At 60.7% G+C, this 20,781-nt stretch carries 20 protein-coding genes; 12 read left to right on the top strand and 8 right to left on the bottom strand.

Translation table 11 applies throughout. The annotated features are described in order from the left end of the window. Nucleotides 1-584: 584 nt before the first annotated feature. From LSO07_RS08915 to LSO07_RS08905, 3 genes are all read left to right on the top strand, one after another. Entirely contained in the window at nucleotides 585-1,865 is a 1,281-nt protein-coding gene (locus tag LSO07_RS08915; protein ID WP_151093419.1) for a sensor histidine kinase, read from the top strand. 68 nt (nucleotides 1,866-1,933) lie between these two features. After that, complete coding sequence (locus LSO07_RS08910) at nucleotides 1,934-2,692, top strand: LytR/AlgR family response regulator transcription factor (protein WP_151093417.1); 759 nt, start codon at nucleotides 1,934-1,936, stop codon at nucleotides 2,690-2,692. 156 nt (nucleotides 2,693-2,848) lie between these two features. Then, nucleotides 2,849-4,042, top strand: a complete 1,194-nt coding sequence (locus LSO07_RS08905) for a PAS domain-containing sensor histidine kinase (protein WP_099389331.1) — start codon at nucleotides 2,849-2,851, stop codon at nucleotides 4,040-4,042. A 45-nt stretch (nucleotides 4,043-4,087) separates the two neighbouring features. Here LSO07_RS08905 and LSO07_RS08900 read toward each other — a convergent pair whose 3' ends face one another. The 3 genes from LSO07_RS08900 to LSO07_RS08890 all read right to left on the bottom strand — a co-directional run bounded on the left by LSO07_RS08900 (nucleotide 4,088) and on the right by LSO07_RS08890 (nucleotide 6,874). Beyond that, nucleotides 4,088-5,035, bottom strand: a complete 948-nt coding sequence (locus LSO07_RS08900) for a porin (protein WP_052140115.1) — start codon at nucleotides 5,033-5,035, stop codon at nucleotides 4,088-4,090. A gap of 185 nt (nucleotides 5,036-5,220) precedes the next feature. Further along, a complete protein-coding gene (locus LSO07_RS08895; RefSeq protein ID WP_034782226.1) occupies nucleotides 5,221-5,871 on the bottom strand; it encodes a class I SAM-dependent methyltransferase in 651 nt (216 codons plus the stop codon). 61 nt (nucleotides 5,872-5,932) lie between these two features. After that, nucleotides 5,933-6,874, bottom strand: a complete 942-nt coding sequence (locus LSO07_RS08890; protein WP_034751505.1) for a CysB family HTH-type transcriptional regulator — start codon at nucleotides 6,872-6,874, stop codon at nucleotides 5,933-5,935. 160 nt (nucleotides 6,875-7,034) lie between these two features. Between LSO07_RS08890 and LSO07_RS08885 the strand changes: the two genes are divergently transcribed. The 8 genes from LSO07_RS08885 (at nucleotide 7,035) to LSO07_RS08850 (ending at nucleotide 14,813) form a co-directional block, all read left to right on the top strand. After that, a complete protein-coding gene (locus LSO07_RS08885; protein WP_034782225.1) occupies nucleotides 7,035-7,808 on the top strand; it encodes a sulfite exporter TauE/SafE family protein in 774 nt (257 codons plus the stop codon). Nucleotides 7,809-7,889: 81 nt separating this feature from the next. Continuing rightward, nucleotides 7,890-9,578, top strand: a complete 1,689-nt coding sequence (locus tag LSO07_RS08880) for a nitrite/sulfite reductase (RefSeq protein ID WP_034782222.1) — start codon at nucleotides 7,890-7,892, stop codon at nucleotides 9,576-9,578. Next, complete coding sequence (locus LSO07_RS08875; protein ID WP_151093415.1) at nucleotides 9,571-10,131, top strand: DUF934 domain-containing protein; 561 nt, start codon at nucleotides 9,571-9,573, stop codon at nucleotides 10,129-10,131. The genes LSO07_RS08880 and LSO07_RS08875 overlap by 8 nt, the downstream gene beginning before the upstream one ends. Before the next feature lie 9 nt (nucleotides 10,132-10,140). Beyond that, nucleotides 10,141-10,857, top strand: coding sequence for a phosphoadenylyl-sulfate reductase (locus tag LSO07_RS08870; RefSeq protein WP_070282804.1), 717 nt, complete (start codon nucleotides 10,141-10,143; stop codon nucleotides 10,855-10,857). A 39-nt stretch (nucleotides 10,858-10,896) separates the two neighbouring features. Next, nucleotides 10,897-11,808 (top strand): sulfate adenylyltransferase subunit CysD, encoded by a 912-nt coding sequence (cysD, locus tag LSO07_RS08865; RefSeq protein WP_034782216.1) that lies wholly within the window; start codon nucleotides 10,897-10,899, stop codon nucleotides 11,806-11,808. Next, entirely contained in the window at nucleotides 11,808-13,124 is a 1,317-nt protein-coding gene (locus LSO07_RS08860) for a sulfate adenylyltransferase subunit 1 (RefSeq protein WP_034782214.1), read from the top strand. The genes cysD and LSO07_RS08860 overlap by 1 nt, the downstream gene beginning before the upstream one ends. 28 nt (nucleotides 13,125-13,152) lie before the next feature. Then, the gene (gene cobA, locus LSO07_RS08855) at nucleotides 13,153-13,917 is read left to right on the top strand and encodes a uroporphyrinogen-III C-methyltransferase (protein WP_099389335.1); all 765 of its coding nucleotides are present in this window, start codon (nucleotides 13,153-13,155) and stop codon (nucleotides 13,915-13,917) included. Between the two features lie 245 nt (nucleotides 13,918-14,162). Next, nucleotides 14,163-14,813 carry a hypothetical protein gene (locus LSO07_RS08850; RefSeq protein WP_139144061.1) on the top strand — a complete coding sequence of 217 codons (651 nt, stop codon included), beginning with the start codon at nucleotides 14,163-14,165 and terminating at the stop codon, nucleotides 14,811-14,813. Here the strand turns inward: LSO07_RS08850 and LSO07_RS08845 are convergent. The 4 genes from LSO07_RS08845 to lptF are packed head-to-tail and all read right to left on the bottom strand — an operon-like array spanning nucleotide 14,810 to nucleotide 18,493. Further along, nucleotides 14,810-15,778 carry a Stealth CR1 domain-containing protein gene (locus LSO07_RS08845; RefSeq protein WP_151093413.1) on the bottom strand — a complete coding sequence of 323 codons (969 nt, stop codon included), beginning with the start codon at nucleotides 15,776-15,778 and terminating at the stop codon, nucleotides 14,810-14,812. The two genes, LSO07_RS08850 and LSO07_RS08845, sit on opposite strands and share 4 nt — an antisense overlap. Beyond that, nucleotides 15,775-16,182 (bottom strand): sirohydrochlorin chelatase, encoded by a 408-nt coding sequence (locus LSO07_RS08840; RefSeq protein ID WP_034782209.1) that lies wholly within the window; start codon nucleotides 16,180-16,182, stop codon nucleotides 15,775-15,777. Before LSO07_RS08840 ends, LSO07_RS08845 begins: the two co-directional genes overlap by 4 nt. Next, a complete protein-coding gene (gene lptG, locus LSO07_RS08835) occupies nucleotides 16,182-17,351 on the bottom strand; it encodes an LPS export ABC transporter permease LptG (RefSeq protein WP_034782207.1) in 1,170 nt (389 codons plus the stop codon). Before lptG ends, LSO07_RS08840 begins: the two co-directional genes overlap by 1 nt. Further along, the gene (gene lptF / locus LSO07_RS08830) at nucleotides 17,348-18,493 is read right to left on the bottom strand and encodes an LPS export ABC transporter permease LptF (RefSeq protein ID WP_034782206.1); all 1,146 of its coding nucleotides are present in this window, start codon (nucleotides 18,491-18,493) and stop codon (nucleotides 17,348-17,350) included. The genes lptG and lptF overlap by 4 nt, the downstream gene beginning before the upstream one ends. A 67-nt stretch (nucleotides 18,494-18,560) precedes the next feature. On the opposite strand from lptF, the gene LSO07_RS08825 reads away from it, so the two are divergent. Beyond that, complete coding sequence (locus LSO07_RS08825; protein ID WP_034782204.1) at nucleotides 18,561-20,054, top strand: leucyl aminopeptidase; 1,494 nt, start codon at nucleotides 18,561-18,563, stop codon at nucleotides 20,052-20,054. Nucleotides 20,055-20,240: 186 nt separating this feature from the next. Here LSO07_RS08825 and LSO07_RS08820 read toward each other — a convergent pair whose 3' ends face one another. Next, complete coding sequence (locus tag LSO07_RS08820) at nucleotides 20,241-20,771, bottom strand: hypothetical protein (protein ID WP_225317226.1); 531 nt, start codon at nucleotides 20,769-20,771, stop codon at nucleotides 20,241-20,243. Nucleotides 20,772-20,781 lie beyond the last annotated feature (10 nt).

The raw sequence follows: 20,781 nt of genomic DNA, 5'->3' as shown, positions 1-20,781 counted from the left end.
CTGACAGGTCGGACAGTATCACTACCATCCAAATCTTTTGCATTGCAAAAGATTTGCTCACTCAAAAAACTGACAGGCCACTACTTTCGTAGCGCCTATTTCATTATTTCTTGTGAACATTTGATATTTTAAGTTTTACAGCGATCCGAAGATCACTGCTGCACTTACATCAAATGCCCACACTTATCGACTGTTAATTGTTAAAGAACTGTATTCGGTTACTGCTTTCGCGCTATCGACAAAGCGTTGTGTTTGTCAGCTGCGAAGAAGGAAGAGTATGAAGCGTTTAGATCGTTTCGTCAACCTTCTTTTTTCACCCTGCTTTACTCGGCATTTGCATGCGTCGTTCAGCGAGGGGGCGAATTATAGCCGTGCCCCGCACTCTCCGCAAGGGCTATTTCCCCGCCCTCACGGCCCAGCAAGCCTTGTCTTCACTTCAAGCGCCTTTTTGTGCAGCCTGTCGCAATCGGCTGGCGTAGTTCGTGGTCTTTAGGCACAGTGGCAACATCAGACTCTGACGCTACTCAACAAGGGGTTAAACTTGCCCGCTGCGTCGATTAACTCTTGTATTTGAAAGTGCCCTCATGCTTCCGATTTCCAGCCTGCCCCAATTGTTGAAAACCATCCTCGCTTGGTTGCAACGGGCATTCGACGCGACGACGACCTGGGTTACCCAACTGTCCTGGTGGAAATTCTTCCTGTTCGCTGCACTGGCACTGATCGCCGGCTCCATTTTGCAAGATGAGCTGTTCTCGTCCAGCCCGGACGAAGAAGTGGTCATCAAGTCGCATAAACGCAGCAGCAAGGGCTCGGGCGAAACCAATATCCTGATCGACGATACGGGCATTCACTTCAATCCCCGCAACAGCAAGAACCGCCGTAGCAGCCCGGCCGATCCAGCCGATGCCGCCGAGGCAGACGCACAAGCCGGTGCCGTGCCGCCCGAACCGCCTGAACCACCGGCGGCCCCTGCCAAACCCAGCTATCCAGTAACGACGAATGCCTCGGGCGAAGAAGTCCATATTGAATTGCCGCCGCAAATCGGCGAAGAGCTGTCGAATGCTATTGAAGAAGCGGTCGATGATGCGGCAGAACAAAAAGTGTCGCGCTATCACCAGCAGGCATCGACCTGGTTCAAGAGCTTTGTGTCCTTGCTGGTATTGGCCCTGTTTGCCATGAAAGCCCTGGTTGGCGGCAAGAAACGTGCGGAAGCGGAAACTGTCACGGCAAACGAAGCGGCCGAGCGCGAATCCATGCAGCGCCAGCTCAGCGAAGCGAAGATGCAGATGATGCAGGCGCAAGTCGAGCCGCACTTCCTGTTCAACACACTGGCCTCCGTCGAACACCTGATCCAGGTCGATCCGCCGCGCGCAGCCAAGATGCAGCGCAGCCTGATCCAGTATCTGCGCGCCGTGCTGCCGCAAATGCGCGACAACGCCCTGATTACCAACCTGGGCCGTGAAGCGGATATGGTGCAAGCGTACTTGAACCTGCTGAAAATGCGCATGGAAGAACGCCTGACCGTCGATTTCCAGATTCCCGACGGCCTGCGCAGCGCCGCCTTCCCGCCCATGATGCTGCAATCGATGGTAGAGAATGCCATCAAACACGGCCTGGAAGTCAAACCGGAAGGCGGCACCCTGCGCATCGTGGCAGAAGTGGCGCACAGCAAGCTGCGCGTCACGGTGACCGATGACGGCCTGGGCTTTGGCGTGGTACCCAGCGATGGCACGGGACTCGGTTTGCCCACCATCCGCGAGCGCCTGAAGCTGCTGCATGGCGACCAGGGCAGCCTGACCATTACGCCTAATCAACCGTCCGGCGTATGCGCCGTGATCGAAGTGCCATATCAATTGTCCAAATAAGACAGAGTAGTTGATAAAAACGCTAAATCATTGAATAATCAATCTTCGCCTGTTCACACTTGAGACCTATGCCTACCGCTATTATTGCCGACGACGAAAGACTGATGCGCGACCAGCTGCGCCTGCGCCTGGGCCAAGCCTGGCCTGAACTGGAAATCATCGGCGAAGCCAAGAATGGCGACGAAGCGATCAAACTGGTGGAGCAACTCAAGCCGGACTTTGCCTTCCTCGATATCCGCATGCCGGGCAAGACAGGCATGGAAGCAGCGCAAGTGATTGGCGGCAAGACGCATATCGTCTTCGTCACGGCCTATGATACCCACGCCGTCGAAGCCTTCGAGCGGGGCGCCGTCGACTACGTGCTCAAGCCGCCCGAGCATGAGCGCTTACTGGTCACGGTGGAGCGCCTGAAAACCCATTTGAACAAGCCGGCCCTGGACGTCAACAGCAGCGTCACGGCCATGCTGTCGCAACTGGCGGAAAAAATCACGGCCAAGCCCACGTATCTGCAATGGATACAGGCCAGCATCGGCCAGGACTTGCGCATGATCCCCGTGGAAGAAATTCTGTTCTTCCGTTCTGACGAGAAATACACCTGCGTGCAGACAGCCAAGTATGAGGCGCTGATCCGCAAGCCCGTGCGCGACCTGGCCGAAGAGCTCGATCCTTCGCTGTTCTGGCAAATCCACCGCGCCACACTGGTCAACGTGAATGCCATCGAAGGCGTGACGCGCGACATCCGCGGCCGCCACCTGGTGCTCATCAAAGGCAAGTCCGACAAGCTCGAAGTGAGCCGCAGCTTCCTGCACCTGTTCAAGCAAATGTAAGTCTCTCGCCGCCGCCCGGCCCAGGCCGGCGCGGCGCATCACTCGCTTCTTTCCCCTTCCTGCGCCATATCAAGCCGCGCCGTGCCAACAGGCATAGGCTAAAGTCCTGTCTGCCATTCCTGTCTTGCCTTCGTTCACGTTCGCAAGGAGAACCCCATGCCTGACCGAGGCAGTTCCACACTGCTGCGCATCCTGCCGCTGGGCATGGCTGCAGCGCTTTTGCTGTGCTTGTTTCCTCCCCTGAAAGCCCTCCGGCAACGGCAGGCGCGTGGCCAGGCCATCATCGACAGCGCCAGCGACGCCATCATCAGCATCGACAGCGGGCAAATCATCCTGCATGCGAACGCGGCGGCAGCCAGGTTGTTCGATGACACGCCGGACGGCATGCGCGGCATGCGCCTGGGCCACTACATCCTGCGCGACTTGCGTACCCTTGACGGCCTGGGCAAGCACGATGGCGATCCGCCGTTTGGCGACATCAGCCAGGAGCTGCGCCTGACGGGCCGGCGTGCCACCGATTACACCTTGACGGGCCGGCGCAGCGATGGCGCCATGTTTCCCCTCGAAGGTTCACTCTCGGCCATGCAGGAAGACGGCCATAGCGTGTTTACCATCATCGTGCGCGATATCAGTGCGCGCCAGCAAATGCATGAACAGCTGGCCCGCTCCTTTTCGCAACTGCGCGAATTGTCGAGCGCGCTGCAATCCATCCGCGAAGAGGAGCGCAAGCATATCGCACGCGAACTGCATGATGACCTGGGGCAGCTGCTGGCCACCTTGCGCGTCGACCTGACCCTGGTGCGCCAGCACACGGATACCACCGCATCCTTGCAAGCACTGCTGCACAGCATGGACGGCTTGCTGGTGACGGCCATCACCTCGCTGCGGCGCATCGCCAGCAACCTGCGTCCGCGCGCGCTCGATGAAGGGGGCTTATATTTTGCGCTACAAAAACTGCGGCACGACTTCCTGCTGCGCCGCGCCATCCATTTCGACTTGCTGGCCGACGAAGCCGACCTCGTGCTCGACGATGCGCGCAGCACGGCCATCTATCGCATCGTGCAGGAAGCGCTGACGAATATCGCGCGCCATGCCGAGGCCAGCCACATCACCATCGCTCTGCACCGCATCGATTCCTCGCTCGCCATCACCATCCAGGATGACGGCCGCGGCATTGCCGAACACGACCTGGAAAAAGCCACGGCCCTGGGCTTGCTGGGTATGCGCGAACGGGTGTGGGGCTTGAACGGCAGCATCCATATCGGCGCCGATAGCGAATTGGGCGGTACGCGCATCGACATCTCGCTGCCCATGCATGCGGAGGCGGCAGCAGCAGCGGCGATGCAATAAAAAAGGCGCCCGCAGGCGCCTTTGCTTCCTTACATCGAATGATGCTTAGAATTTGTGTGCCAGGCCGATCTGGTACGAAGTCAGCGACTTCACGCGCTCGCGGCCAGCGTAAGCGTACACGTCGGTGCGCTTCGACAGGTGGTAGTCATAACCGACGCCGAATTCCTTGATGGTGTCCTGATCCTTGAACTTGTTGTTGCTTTGCTCTTGCTTGCCATACGACACTTTGGCATCGCCGCCGCCAACCGTGTAGTTCAGGCCGATCAGGTAAGACTTGAATTCGCCGGTCGTTGCAACTTTGGTGTCGCCTTTCGAGTAGGCGGCCGTGATCTTGGCTGGGCCGAATTTATAGCCGCCACCGATGGACCACAGGTCAGGCTTGGCGGCCGTTGCCGTTGCTTGCACGGCTTTTTCGTAGCCGGCGTGCAAGCTGATCGGGCCATTGTCGTAAGTTGCCAGGCCGATCACGCCTGCGTCAGCGCTGTTGACTTCGCTCAGCACGTATTGCAGGCTGCCCACGAAACCTTCAAAGCTTGGGCTGTTGTAGGTCACGGCGTTGTTGACGCGCGATGTGCCGACGCCCGAACGCAGCAGGGTTTCATTGTTCTTGCCGACCACGCCGTAGGTGTTGAATGGATCGACGCGGGCGATGGTGCCATCGACCAGGTTCTTGGTGCGGCCCAGGATGGCGGTACCAAACGCGCCTTTCAAGCCCACATAAGCTTGACGGTCGAACAACACGCCTTTTTGTGCGCCGGTATCGGCCAGGAATTCACTTTCCAGGTTGAAAATTGCGGACAGACCGCCACCCAGATCTTCCGTACCCTTGAAACCGAGGCGCGACGCATTGTTTTCGCGTTGTACCGTCGGCTGGCCAGTGGTCTTGGCAATACCGAGGTCAACCAGGCCATACACGGTGACGTTCGATTGTGCTTGTGCCGTAGCTGCTGCGAAGGTGCCGATGATCAATGCTGCCAGAGTAATTTTTTTCACTTGAGATTCTCTACATTAGGTTGGACAAGAATGTTGCTGCTTAGCTGCTGAACCGAATCATGCCCACCAAATACTTCAACAATATGACATCGACAAGATGTTGTTTTTTGGCACAATGTCTTGTCAGATAAAAACAACAGGCGAAAAAAAACCGCCCGAGGGCGGCTTGTGGCGGCAGTCCGGCCTTACTTCAGGCGGCAGCTCAGCAGCCAGTAGTATTCCAGGCGCTTCATGCGGATTTCGCGGGCCGAATGGGCGAACTTCTTGCGCAGGTGGCTATCCGACGGGAAATTCTTCAGCACTTCATAGCGCTCGCCCCCATCCGTCGTGCGGAACTGGTGGGTATTGCCTTCCAGGTCGGTGCGCGCGATAACGGTGCTGCTGCCATCGACATAGGAATTGTCAATCAGTACCAGCAGGATGTCCTTGCCCAGCTTGCTACGCAATTGCTTCAGGTATTTGTCCTGGTCTTCACGCTTGACGTGCGACCACCAGAAACCGGCAAACACGGCCGTGAACTTGCCCAGCAAGTCGTCCGGCAAGTTGAACGCGTCGAGCTTGGCGAAGGTGACGTTGTCGGGCAAACCGCGCGCCTGGGCCAGCGCCAGCATTTCATCGTTGATATCGGTGGCCAGGACGGACTCGGCCGACTCGGCAACCACCTCCGTCCAATAGCCGGTACCGCAAGCCAGTTCCAGCACGGTGTGGCCTTCCAGCACGTCGGCGACCTTGTCGCGCAACACTTCCAGGTCTTCCTGGCGTTCGGGCTTGTCATAGACGCGCTCGTACTGCTGCGCGATGGTGGCGTAATATTTGGCAAGCTGATCGGTAATCATTGTTTCTTCTCTTCTTAAATAATCTTGGCCAGGCACCTCGCCCGGCCGACTTCATGCATTGTTATAGTTCGTAGTGCTCTTTATCACCGCTCATCGCCTGCTCGATGAGCTTGCGGTTCAGGGTCGGCGTCAGCAACTCGATAAAGGTATAAATATAGCTGCGCAAATACGCGCCTTGCTTGACAGCCACGCGCGACACATTCATGCCGAACAGGTGGCCGACAGGGATGGCGCGCAAGCCTTTGTCGCGCTCGGCATCGAAGGCCATACCCGCTATGATACCAATCCCCATGCCCAACTCGACATAAGTCTTGATCACGTCCGCATCGATGGCTTCGAGCAAGATGTCAGGCTTCAGGCCGCGCAACACGAAAGCGTGGTCGATCTTGTTGCGTCCGGCAAACGCGCTGTCATAGGTAATCAGGGGGAAAGCGGCGATTTCTTCCAGGGTCACGGACTTCGACTTGAGCAGCGGATGGTCGACCGGCACCACCACCACGTGCTCCCACTGATAGCATGGCAAGGTGATCAAGCCATCGATGGCGGCGATCGATTCCGTGGCGATGGCCAGGTCGGCCTGGTCGCGCTGCACCATCTCGGCGATCTGGCGCGGATTGCCTTGCAGCAACGACAATCTTACCTTCGGGAACTTCAACATGAAGGCTTGCACCACCTTCGGCAAGGTGTAGCGCGCCTGCGTATGCGTGGTGGCAATGGTAAAGCTGCCGCTGTCCTGCGCCGCGAATTCCTTGCCGATGCGCTTCATGCTGTCGATTTCCTGCATGATCAGCTCGACGGACTCCAGCACCAGGCGGCCCGGTTCCGTCAAGCCGCGGATGCGCTTGCCGTGGCGCGTAAAAATATCCACGCCCAGCTCTTCCTCCAGCTCGATGATGGCTTTCGATACGCCCGGTTGCGACGTAAACAAGGCCTTGGCGGCGTCCGTCAGGTTGTAATTCTGCCGGACCGCTTCGCGCACGAAGCGCAATTGATGGAGATTCATTGCTGGTTTGCCCTAGATTGCCGTAATTTGCCGAGTTTCCGCCCCACCCATGATTTTACGTTCATGCATATACGCATATCGCATATAAGCAAATGCGTACTTAGTAGTTTGGAATAAACACTAAGTTTATTACTATTGCGGGTACTTTGGGGGTGCAAGCATGACTTTGTCTTATATAGTCTCAGGATTTGCCGTAGGATTACTCGTAGGAATGACCGGCGTGGGCGGCGGTTCGCTGATGACGCCGCTGTTAACCTTGCTGTTTGGCGTGCCGCCTTCCGTGGCGGTGGGCACCGACCTGGCGTTCGCCTCGATCACCAAGAGCGCCGGCACGCTCACGCACCGCCTGCGCGGCACCATCCGCTGGGATATCGTCAAGCGCCTGTGCATCGGCGCCCTGCCCGCCGCCGTCATCGCGACCCTGGCGCTGAAATCGTTCGGCACCCTGTCGCCGGAAATCGGCCAGATCATCCGTTACTCGATCGCCGGCTCCGTGCTGCTGACCGTCGTGGCGCTGATTTTCAAGGGCCGCATGCTGGCCTGGATCAATGCACACCCCGAGAAACAATTGCAAGGTAACAAGCTTGCCGCTGCGACCATTATTTCCGGCGCCGTGCTGGGCGTGCTGGTCACGGTGTCCTCGATCGGCGCCGGCGCCATCGGCGCGACCCTGCTGGTGATGCTGTATCCACGCATGAGCTCGGCCGAAGTGGCGGGCACCGATATCGCCTACGCCGTGCCCCTGACGGCCATCGCCGCCCTGGGCCACTGGTGGCTCGGCTCCATCCACTGGGAATTGCTGGCCTCCTTGCTGGTCGGCTCCCTGCCCGGCATCACGCTCGGTTCCTGGGTCGCCCGCTCCGTGCCGGAAAAGTTTTTACGAGTGCTGCTGGCGATGACCTTGACCGGCGTGGCAGTGAAGCTAATCTATTAATTACCGAACAAGTGACAAGAGCAGTATCAAGAACATAATCCCAGGCAATCTTCCAGCACCCCGGCTTTTTTAGGAATTGATATGTACCACTACGATCAGTACGACCACCTCATCATCAAAGAACGCATCGCCCAGTACCGAGACCAGGTTGCGCGCCGTATCGCCAATGAGCTGACGGAAGAGGAGTTCATTCCGCTGCGTCTGCAAAACGGCCTGTACATGCAACGCCACGCCTACATGCTGCGCATCGCCGTGCCGTACGGCTTGCTGTCGTCGAAGCAGATGCGCATGTTCGCGCACATCGCGCGCAAGTACGACCGCGGCTATGGCCACTTCACGACGCGCCAGAATATCCAGTTCAACTGGATCGAACTGGAGCAAACCCCCGATATCCTGACGGACCTGGCATCGGTGGAAATGCACGCGATCCAGACTTCCGGCAACTGTATCCGTAATACAACATCGGACCCGTTCGCCGGCGTCGCCGCCGATGAAATCATCGATCCGCGCCCGTACGCGGAAGTGTTGCGCCAATGGAGCACCTTCCACCCCGAGTTCATCGCCCTGCCGCGTAAATTCAAGGTCGCCATCAATGGCGCCGAAGAAGACCGTGCCGCCATCGCCGTGCACGATATCGGCTTGACGGCCGTGCGCAACGAAGCTGGCGAAGTGGGCTTCAAGGTGATGGCAGGCGGCGGCATGGGCCGCACGCCGATCCTGGGCAGCGTCGTGCGCGAATTCTTGCCGTGGCAGCATTTGCTGACGTATATCCAGGCCATCATGCGCGTGTACAACCTGCACGGCCGCCGCGACAACAAATACAAGGCGCGCATCAAGATCCTGTTGAAGGCCATCGGCGTGGAAGAATTCACGCGCCAGGTGGAAGCAGAGTGGGTCGACTTGAAAGATGGTCCGGAAACCTTGACGGCCGAGGAAATGCAGCGCGTGGCGGACTTCTTCAATCCACCCGCCTACCTTGCCCTGCCGGAACTCGACTACAAGGCGGAGCACGCGGACAACAAGGCGTACGTAAACTGGCTGGCGCGCAACGTCAAGCCGCACCAGCGTCCCGGCTACGTGGCCGTGGTACTGTCGCTGAAGAAAACGGGTGTGCCGCCAGGCGATGCGACAGCCGAGCAGATCGACTTCGTGGCGGATCTGGCCGACCGCTACAGCTTTGGCGAACTGCGCGTGACCCACGAGCAAAACCTGGTGCTGGCCGACGTGGAGCAGTCGAAACTGTTCAAACTGTGGCAGGAAGCCAAGGCGCATGGCCTGGCCACGCCGAACATCGGCTTGCTGACGGACATGATCTGCTGCCCCGGTGGCGACTTCTGCTCGCTGGCCAACGCCAAGTCGCTGCCGATCGCGGCCGCCATTGCCGAACGCTTCGACAGCATCGACTTCCAGCATGACATCGGCGAGATCGAACTGAATATTTCCGGCTGCATCAATGCCTGCGGCCATCATCACGTGGGCAGCATCGGCATCCTCGGCGTCGACAAGGATGGCAGCGAATGGTATCAAGTGTCGATTGGCGGCGCACAAGGCAACAATGCGGCCATCGGCAAGATCATCGGACCATCGTTCTCTTCCCTGCAGATGCCTGAAGTCATCGGCCGCCTGCTGCACGTCTATGTGCGCGACCGCCACGAAGGCGAGCGCTTCGTCGATACGGCTCAGCGCCTGGGAGTGGCGCCGTTCAAGGAACACGTATATGCAACGCCGATCACGGTCGGCAACCTGGTGGGAGAGGACGAATATGTTTGAAGTACGCGAAGAAATCATCAAGAATGCCGCCGTGGTGCCAAATACCTGGGGCTTGCTGCGCCTCGATGAAAACGACACGCCGGAAACAGTCGTCGTGCCTGCAGGCAAGGTCATCGTGCCCCTGCTCGTATGGCAAGCCCAGCGCGAGACCCTGACCGCCCGCCTGCCCGACATCGGCGTATGGCTGGCCAGCGACGAGCGCCCGGAAGAACTGGCGGCCGACGTGGCGCAACTGCCCGTGATCGGCGTGGACTTCCCGAAATTCACGGATGGCCGCGGCTATTCGATCGCCTTCAACCTGCGCGCCCGCCTGGGTTTCCAGGGTGAGTTGCGCGCCATCGGCGACGTGCTGCGCGATCAGCTGTTTTCCATGCACAGGGTAGGCTTTGACGCTTATGCCACCCGGCCCGACCGCAGCATCCACGACGCCCTGAAAGGTTTGTCGGTCTTTTCGGAAACCTACCAGGCTTCGTGGGATCAAAAATCACCGCTGTTCCGCCGCCACCAGCGCGAAGGCCAGAATCCTGACCTCGACAACGCGGCCGGCATCTGAGGGCCCATCATGAGCAATTTGACTTCTTTGATTGACGCCACCGAGCAAACGCTGACACGCATCGCCGCGGATTTTTCGCCGGCCGTGTTCGCGTCCAGCCTGGCAGCCGAAGACATGGTGCTGACCGACATGATTCTCAAGGCGAAGCTGCCCATCGGCATCTTTTCCCTGGAAACGGGCCGGCTGCACCAGGAAACCCTGGCCGTGCTCGACAAGGTCAAGACCCGTTACGACCACGACATCACCTTGTACCGCCCGCAGCCGGAAGCGGTGGCTGCCTACGTGGAACAGAACGGCCTGAACGCCTTTTATAACAGCGTCGAGATGCGCCGCGAATGCTGCCGCATCCGCAAGGTCGAACCGCTGGGGCGCGCCCTGGCCGGCAACAAGGCCTGGGTGACGGGACAACGCCGCGCCCAGTCCACCACGCGCGCCGAATTGCACGTGCAGGAAGACGACGCGGCGCACGCGATGACGAAATTCAATCCGCTGGCCGACTGGTCGGAAGAAGACGTGTGGGCATACATCCGCGCCAACGACGTGCCCTACAACGCGCTGCACGACCAGGGCTACCCGTCGATCGGCTGCGAACCCTGTACGCGGGCCGTCCAGCCGGGCGAAGATGTGCGCGCCGGACGCTGGTGGTGGGAAAACCCGGACTCCAAGGAATGCGGCCTGCACATGGTGGACGGCAAATTGATACGCATCAAATCCGTGGCAGCCTGAACAGACACAACAGACTCAGCAGAATAAGAAAGCACCCATATGAGCAATATTTTGAACCAGCGTCACCTCGACAGCCTTGAATCGGAAGCCATCCACATCATGCGTGAAGTGGCGGCCGAATCGGCCAATCCTGCGCTGCTGTTTTCCGGTGGCAAGGATTCCGTCGTCCTCTTGCGCTTGGCTGAAAAAGCCTTCCGCCCGGGCAAGTTCCCATTTCCCCTCGTGCATATCGACACGGGCCACAACTTCCCGGAAGTCATTACTTTCCGTGATAAAAAGGTGGCGGAACTGGGCGAACGCCTGATCGTCGGCTCCGTGGAAGACTCGATCAAGCGCGGCACCGTGCGTCTGCGCAACCCGGCCACGGATTCGCGCAATGCGGCGCAAGCCGTCACCTTGCTGGAAACCATCGCCGAACACGGCTTTGACGCCTGCATCGGCGGCGCCCGCCGCGATGAAGAAAAGGCCCGCGCCAAGGAACGCATCTTCTCGTTCCGCGACGAATTCGGCGCCTGGGACCCGAAAGCCCAGCGTCCGGAACTGTGGGACCTGTATAACACCCGCGTGCATCCCGGTGAAAACATGCGCGTGTTTCCCATCTCGAACTGGACGGAGCTGGACGTGTGGCAATACATCGCCCGCGAGCAACTGGAATTGCCGCCGATCTACTTCGCGCACGAGCGCCAGGTGATCCCGCGCAACGGCTTGCTGGTGCCGCTGACGGACCTGACGCCGCCACGCGAAGGCGAAACAGTGGAAACGCAAGTCGTGCGCTTCCGCACGGTGGGCGATATCTCGTGCACCTGCCCTGTCTCCTCCGATGCGGCGACGGTCGACGCCATCATCGCCGAAACGGCAATCACGCAAATCACGGAACGGGGGGCCACCCGCATGGATGACCAGACTTCCGAAGCCTCGATGGAAAAACGCAAGAAAGCAGGGTATTTCTAATGAACGCAGCAATCCAGAACACCAACCTCACCGACAGCCTGGAGCGCGGCATGTTGCGCTTCATCACGGCCGGTTCCGTCGATGACGGCAAAAGCACCCTGATCGGCCGTTTGCTGTTCGACAGCAAGGGCATCTTCGCCGACCAGCTCGACGCCATGTCGCGCTCCAAGCACAAGCGCACGGTGGGCGACACGGTCGACCTGTCCCTGCTGACGGACGGCCTGGAAGCGGAACGCGAGCAAGGCATCACCATCGACGTGGCCTACCGTTACTTTGCTACGCCGAAACGCAAATTCATCATCGCCGACACCCCGGGCCACGAACAATACACGCGCAACATGGTCACGGGCGCTTCCACCGCCGATGCCGTCATCATCCTGATCGACGTGTCGAAGGTAAAACTGGGCGACGATGGCAGCGTGGAATTGTTGATCCAGACCAAGCGTCATTCGACCATCGCGCACTTGCTGCAGATCGAGCACGTGGTCGTGGCCGTCAACAAGATGGACCTCGTCGACTACGATGAAACGGTGTACAAGCGCATCGTGGCCGCCTACCGCGAATTTGCCCAGTCGCTGGGTTTGAAGGACATCACGCCGATTCCCCTGTCGGCACTCACTGGCGACAACGTCGTCGAACGCGGCGACAAGCTGGGCTGGTACACGGGCCCGACCCTGATCGAACTGCTCGAATCGCTGTCCGTCTACGATGAATCGCACGACACGCCATTCCGCTTCCCGGTGCAGCTGGTGGCGCGCCACAATGGCCACGAAGCGAACGACTTCCGCGGCTACATGGGCCGCATCGAAGCGGGCAAGGTCAGCATCGGCGACACCCTGGTGGTGCAGCCATCGGGCCAGACGGCAACCGTCAAGGATATCGTCACCCTGGACGGTTCGCTGTCGACGGCCGTGGTGGGCCAGTCCGTGACCCTGCTGCTCAATGAATACCTCGATATCTCGCGCGGCGACTTGCTGGCAAGCAGCGAGCGTCCTGCCACCCTGCTGAAACAGGTGGTGGCCGACGTGTGCTGGCTGTCGGAAGACGCGCTGGACCTGCGCCGCAAGTACTGGATCAAGCACGGCACGAAACAGACGGCAGCCAAGGTGACGGCGATCGAATCGATCCTCGACATCAATACGCAGCAGCGCCATCCGGCCGAAGGCTTGAAGCTCAACGATATCGCCCGCATCAGCCTGAATGTGCAGCAGGCGCTGGCGGCCGACGCGTATGCCGATATCCGCGCCACCGGTGCCTTCATCCTGATCGATGAAGTCACCCACCAGACGGTCGCGGCCGGCATGGTTCGACTCTAACTCCGCATCGTCCAGGAAAGGCAGCCACATGAACAGCTCCCCATCTCTCCCCGGCAAGGTCTACCTGGTCGGCGCCGGCCCCGGCGCGCAAGACCTGATGACCTTGCGCGGCGCGCGCCTGCTGGCGCAAGCAGACGTCGTGCTGCACGACGCGCTGGTCACCGAAGAGATGCTGGAGCTGTGCCCGCAGGCGAAGAAAATCCTCGTAGGCAAGCGCTGCGGCCAGTTGTCGACGGCGCAGGCCTTCATCAACAAGCAACTGGTCGACCATGCGCGCAAGCACGCCGTCGTCGTGCGCCTGAAAGGGGGCGACCCCATGCTGTTCGGGCGCGCCGACGAGGAATTGCGCGCGCTGGAAGAGGCGGGCATCGCGGTGGAAGTGGTGCCCGGCATTACCACGGCACTGGCGGCAGCGGCCGCCACACAGCAGCCGCTGACCAAGCGGGGCGTGTCGCGCAGCGTGGCCTTTTTCACGTCCAGCACGGCGCCGGGCGAACCTGACCAGACGCGCATTCCCGACTGCGACACCCTGGTGCAATACATGGGCGGCCGTGAAGCCATCGCCACGGCACAGCGCCTGCTAGCGCAGGGCCGCCGTGCCGACACCCCGGTGGTGGTGATTGAAAACTGCAGCCGCCCGGACCAGCGCATCGTACGCCTGCCGCTGAGCGCCCTGGCGCATGGCCTGGGCGATACCCACGGCCCCGTGCTGGTGATGCTGGGCGACGCCATGGCCGCGCGCGCGCACCAGAGCACCGAAGAAGCAGCGGCCATGCTGGCGCGCCATGCTTGAATAAACACACCGTATTTTACCGACTTTAAAGTCAGTAATCGACGTCTTCAGAGGAAACATGATACGATGCGGACGCATCTTTTCTCGAGAAGTTGTTGTGTGATAGCAATAAATTCACGCTTCGCCCCGCCATAGCGCTTGCCATGCGGTCTCCCGGCTGACGGAACCACTGGCAACCTCCCCGAAAAAAGCTGCGCCCGCAGGCTGCAATACCGCGCCGCGCAACTTTAGCCTTACGACCACACATGAATTTCACCTCCATGCGCGAAGCCCTGACTTCGCTCAGCCGCAGCAATGTCGGCGTCGCCAGCGCTGTGCTGTTAAGCATGCTCGCCTCTATCGCCCTGTGGACGGTGTTCCCGAATATCGACGACGAAAACCATTTGTTGGAATGGCTGCAAGCGCTGTTCCTGGCCCTGGCTTGCACCGTGCACGGCGTGCGCGCCTGGCAAGAGACTGACCGCCAGTCGCTGCGCTTCCTCATGCATGCAGGCTTGTGCGCCCTGCTGTTCGGCTTCCTGCTGCGCGAACTCGATATCGACCAGTTCGGCACTGCGCCCGTCTGGGCCCAGCTGGAAAAAGCCCTGCGCGTGCTGGAATTGCTGATCCTGATACGCATCCTGATCTTTTTCGCCCCGCGTGCCCGCAAGGTGTTTGCCCATGCCGGCCTGATTTTCAGCATGCGCATCACCATCCTGACGGCCATCGGCGGCTTGCTGATGGTCGCCGGCTGGCCCTTCGACAAGAAGGTCTTCCATGGCATGCCGGACGCCTACGCGCTGCTGGGCGAGGAAGTCTTCGAACTGGGCGCCTATCTGCTGCTGTTCCTCGCTTCGCTGTCCGACAGTTCTGCCGCCGCCCGCATCAGCCTGGCACCAAAGAAGAAATCGGCTTAAGCGCCTTCAAATGAAGATGGCAGCGGCAGCAGCCGCTGCAAGGTCGCGGCCACGCGCAGCAGGCGCGGGTCGTCATCCTCGGCCTCGTCGCAGGTATCGTTGATACAGAAAAACGGCAAGCTGCCAAAACGCGCCGCCAGCTCTTCAAGCTGCTGCGGCGCCGCCACATCGCCGCTGGCGATATGCAGCGGGTCGAGCATGCGCGACCGCGCAATCCCCTGATGCACCATCCAGCGCGGCACCAGGTCTGGCAGCAACGCCGGCACCTGCCACGAGCGAAACACCGTCGCGCGCACGCCGGCAAACATGGCCGGCGCCAGCCCTTCCAGTGCATGCAGCGCGCTTTTCAGCATGGGCCGCGGCGCGTGCGCATACAGGCGCGGTTCATGCTGGTAAGCTGCATACTGCGCCGACAGCCATTGCCGCGATAAGGTGGCGCAATTGACAGGCGCCGCCACGTCGGCGCGCAAGCACTGCATGTCTTCGTGCAGCGCACTCTCCGTGAAAACGCTCAAACGCCCGTCCCCTTCCTCCCCAAACCAGAATGCGGGCTCGAACGGCGCGCCAAAAAATACGTCGTCGTTCAGATACAGGAAGCGCTCGGACAGGCCCGGGATATGGTGCAGATACGATTCGATATGGCCGGAATCGAACACGGGCAAGGCGGCGCCGGGCATCAGGCTCGCATGATCGATCACCGTCAGGCGCGGTGAGGCGCGCAGCCAGTGGGGCACTTGCCGGTCCGTCAGCAGGTAGACATGGCCGTGGCCGGGGAAGAAGCGCTCGAGCGCGCGCAGGTTGTAACGCAGCTCGCCGTTGTCGCGGTAGCGCCCCGCCACGTTGCCGTGCAAGGCCAGCTGGCCGGGATGCGCCTGCGCCCAGGCGGCATACGCGTGCTGCCAGCGCGCGCGCCAGGCGGGATCGGTGCCGTCAACCCACAGGTAGACGATGTCGATGCCGCTCAAGGGAGAGTGCTGGAGCCTGGCGCCGCCACGCAGTAATCGGCGATGGCGGCGAGCACGCTGGCGTTCTCGCCGACCGCCTCGACCACCTTCAGGCGCAGTGCCGGATGCCGCTGGCGCAATTCTTCCAGCAATAGCGGCAAGTCGCGCAGCACATGCCCGCCCTGCCCCAGGAACACGGGCACCACGGTGACGTCCAGGATGGCGCCGGCCGGCAGCTTGGCCAGCAGGCTTTGCACCAGCTCGGGCAGGCGTGGCGTCATCAGTTCAAGGAAAGCCAGGTGCACGCCGGTGCCGGGCATGCGCGCCTGGGTCAGGTCGCGCAGGCGCTCGAAGGGCGCGGCCCACGATGCGGCGCGCGCGCCATGGGCAAACAGGATCAGCGCCTGTTCCGCGTTCGTCTCCATCAGTGCCGCTCCACCCACCACAGGGCGCCCAGCGCCAGCAGCAGATACAGCGCGCTCGGCGCCACCGCCGTCAGGAAGGCCGGCCAGGTGCTGAGCAGCCCCAGATGCGAGAACAGGGTGTTGACCAGCATGAAGCTCACGCCGATCATGATGCCGATGAAGATCTTCAGGCTGATGCCGCCGCTGCGCGTATGCATGTAGGCGAACGGCAGCGCCAGCGCCATCAACACGAAAATGGCCAGCGGATCGATCAGCTTTTTCCAGAAGGCGATGCGGAAACGCTCGGTTTCCTGCTTGTTCTCGGCCAGGTGGCGCGTGTACACGGCCAGTTCGCTGGCCGACATGCGCTCGGGATCGGAAGCCGACACCGTCAGGATCTTCGGCGTCACTTCCGACGTCATGTCCTTGCTGGCGCTTTGCACAGTATGCACCAGGCTCGTTTCCTGTCCATAGTAGTTCGACAGCTTCGGCTCGAAGCCGGGCGACGTGGCCGCGCTGTTCGAGAACGAGGTTTCCGTCACATCGGTCAGGCGCCAGATATTATTGCCCCGATACGTCGCGCCCTTGGCCACGGTCAGGGTGCGCAAACGCATATCGGTGTCGAATTCATACAGCTTGACGTTTTTCAGCTGGCCGTCCGGACGCGCTTCGCCGACATTGAAAAAGCGCGAACCGGTGACGGTGCCCGTCAGGCCATCGCTCTTGACCATGTCCTTGGTCCACAGGCCCGAGCGAAACTCGCTCGACACGGCCGCGCCGCGCGAGGTCAGCTTGAGGCGTTCGGCCAGCGGTTCCGTGCGCGGCGTGATCAACTCGCCGAAGATGAAGGTGATGACGACGAAGACGATACCGATGCGGAACAGGAAACCGGCCGCCATCGCCGTCGACATGCTCGATGCGCGCATGATGGTAAATTCGGAACTGGCGGCAAACTGCGCCATCGTATAGATCGTGCCGATCAGCGCCGCGATCGGCATCACCTCGTACACGTGCCCCGGCACCAGCACCAGCACGTACAGGAAGGCATACTGGATGGTGTAGCCGTTGCGGCCCACCTTGGGCAGCTCGCCCGTCAGGTCGATGAAGGCTTGCAGTGCCAGGAAGGCCAGCAGCACGAACAGCACCGCCTGGAATATCGAGACCGCAAAATAGCGCTGTAAAATCTTCATTTCGATGCCGCTTTACTTGTATTGCCGGCGCGGCGCGCGCGCTTGAAAGCCGCCAGCAGGACCAGCGGATGATAGCGGTGGTTCACATTCAGGCGCCACGCAAACAGCGCCACCACGGCCAGCGCCGCCAGCAGGTGCAGCGGCCACCAGGCCAGGCCAAAGGTCAGGCGGCCCTGTTTCACGCTCGCTTCGATGACCTTGATCAGGTTGCTGTACGTAAAGAAAATCAGCAGGGCGATGATCAGGTTGGTCGAACTGCCGGCACGCGGATTGACAAAGCCCAGCGGAATGGCCAGCAGGATCAGCATCAGGCCGATCAGGGGCGCGCTGACCCGCCACAGCAATTCGGCCATGGTATACGGATTCGGATCGGCGATGAGCGCCATGGTGCTCATGGCGCGCACGCCCAGTTCCGCGCCCAGTTCCTGCTGCTTGCTCTCGATGCGCATGATGTACTGTTCGAACTCCATGGTCTGGAAGTCCGCCTGCGTCGGCACGCCCTGGTAGCGGCGGCCGCTCTTGAGCACCAGGAAGCGTTCACCCTTGGCGTCGGTATTGATCACGCCTTCCTTGGCGACGACGACGACGGCGCTGCCTTTTTCATCGACGGTATTGACGAAGACGTTTTGCACCACCGTCTTCTCGCCGCTGACGCCCTCGACGAAGAAGATGCGGTTGCTGCCGGCCGATTCGCGGAACTGGCCCGGCGTGACTTTCTGCAGGTCTTCGCGCTTTTCAAAGCGCGCCACATATTCATCGCTTTTCTTTTGCGCCCACGGCGTGGCGTACAGGCTCAGGATGCCGGTGGCCAGCACCAGCGGCAGGCCGAAGCTGAGCACGGGCCAGATCCAGCGCGACAGGCTCAGGCCGGAGGCAAACCACACCACCATCTCCGACTCCTTGTAGCTGCGGGTGACGACCATCAGCACCGAAATGAATCCGGTGAGGATGATGATGGTGGGCAGCTGCATCAGGGCGGAAAAGACCATCAGCGACATGACGTCGGACGACGCAATCTTGCCGCCCGCCGCCTTGCCGAGAATACCGATCAGCATCCAGGTGAGCAGGATGCTGAACAAAACTGTGAAGGTGGCCCCGGCGGCACTAGCCAATTCACGTCGAAGGGCGCGTTGAAAGATCATTCGGAGTTTATAATTCGGATCAGTTAGTTGAGTAACACGTTACTAGTAAATGAAAACGGAGAACCAAATGGACTTTAGCATAAAAGCATTCGATACCAAGAGCACCCTCGGCACGGCCAAAAGCGGATGCATCGCGGTTGCGGTATTCGAAAACAAAAAACTGTCGCCAGCGGCAAAATCGCTGGACAGCAAGGGTGCGATTTCGGCTGCGCTGAAGTCCGGCGACATCAGCGGCAAGCCTGGCAGCACCTTGCTGCTGCGCGCAGTCGACGGCGTCGCCGCCGAACGTGTTCTGCTGGTAGGCATGGGCAGCGATGACACTGTCAGCGAAAAAAGCTTCACGACCGGCGTACAAGCCGCACTGAAGGCCTTCGGCTCGCTGGGCGCTGCGGACGCCATTATCGCATTACCGCTGGCTGAAGTGAAAGAGCGCGACGTAAATTGGGCAATCCGTTGCGTGGTGCAAGCCGCACATGACAGCCAATACCGCTGCGACTCGCAAAAAAGCAAAAAAGATCCGGCGCCAGCAGGCGTGCGCAAGATCGTCCTGGCTGCTCCTGCAACGGCCGCCACGCGCGGCGCGCTGGCGCAAGCCATCGCCATCGCCAACGGTTCCGACCTGACGCGCAACCTGGGCGACCTGCCGGCAAACATCGCCAATCCGACCTACCTGGCCAACACGGCCAAGCAGCTGGCCAAGGATTACAAGTTCGAAGTCGAAGTGCTGGACCGCAAACAGCTCGAAGCGCTGAAAATGGGCAGCTTCCTGTCCGTCACCAACGGCAGCGAGCAGCCGCCGAAGTTCATCGTCCTGAAACACATGGGCGGCAAGGCCAAGGATGCGCCAGTCGTCCTGGTCGGCAAAGGTATCACCTTCGACACGGGCGGCATTTCGATCAAGGCCGGTCCTGGCATGGATGAAATGAAGTACGACATGTGCGGCGCCGCCTCCGTCCTGGGCACCTTCCGCGCCATCGGCGAAATGAACCTGAAGCTGAACGTCATCGGCATCATCGCCGCGTGCGAAAACATGCCGTCGGGCCGTGCCACCAAGCCGGGCGACATCGTCACTTCCATGAACGGCCTGACCATCGAAGTGCTGAACACGGACGCCGAAGGCCGTCTGGTGCTGTGCGACGCGCTGACCTACGCCGAACGCTTCAAGCCGGCAGCCGTGGTCGATATCGCCACCCTGACGGGCGCTTGCGTCGTGGCCCTGGGCCACCACAACAGCGGCCTGTTTACGCGCAGCGATGCGGCGCATGACCAGCTGGCCAATGAATTGCTGGCAGCGGGCAAACAGTCGAGCGACACGGCATGGCGCATGCCGATCGAAGAGGCGTACAACGAGCAGCTGAAGTCCAACTTCGCCGACCTGGCCAACATCGGCACGCCAGGCGGCGGTTCGGTGACGGCAGCGGCCTTCCTGGAAAACTTCACCAAGAAGTACACCTGGGCGCATCTGGACATCGCCGGCACGGCATGGAAATCGGGCGGCGCAAAAGGCGCGACCGGCCGTCCAGTCCCACTGCTGACGACGTTCCTGATCAACCGCGTGTAAGAGAACGCCAGACCAAACCTACTGCGCGGGGCCATTGGCGGCCGGCGATGCTCGCTGTACATAAAGTACAGCTGCGCTTCTCGGCCACCACTAGCTCCCGCTCGCTACGGTTTTGTCAGGCGTCGTTACGCAAGAAGACAGTCGCCACGGTCACTGACCCTGGCGGCTTTTTCATGTGCAGTTGAATCAGTAGACGACGGGATTGGGCAAGGGCGACGGCGCCACCTTCGGCTGCACCACCGTTTCCGGCACGGCGGCCGGCTGCGGCTTCGCGGCGACGGGCGCGGGCGGCGGCGCCAGGCGCGCGGGGTCCTGCATGACGATGGTCAAAATGGATGGGTAGTCAAAGCCGGCGCCCGTGTTGCGGTCGACGAAATAGCCGACGCCCAGGGTCAGGATGACATTGCCCCAGACGCTGCCATTGAGCTTGGGGTCGATATGGTCGTCCGTCGCTATGGCGGGCGAACCGTGCTTGCGGCAGTCGACCTTCAACGGTTCCTGGCTCTTGCGGATGGTGATGCGCCCGGGCGTGGTGACGAACCACTTGCCCACGTCGTTGCTGAGGATGCAGCCGGCGCCCGTCAGTTCGCGGTTGTCCTGGATGGTTTGCACCAGCACCATCTGCTCGGTGTTGCCAGTCAGGGTGGCGCAGCCGCCCAGGCCAAACAGCAGCAGCAGCGTCCTGGCGGCAAGGGCGGCAGACGATGGCACGCGCATGGGAAGCTCG

Source organism: Janthinobacterium sp. PLB04, assembly GCF_021165895.1.
Taxonomy (GTDB): domain Bacteria; phylum Pseudomonadota; class Gammaproteobacteria; order Burkholderiales; family Burkholderiaceae_D; genus Janthinobacterium; species Janthinobacterium lividum.
This window is presented reverse-complemented; position numbering and strand designations above follow the sequence as displayed.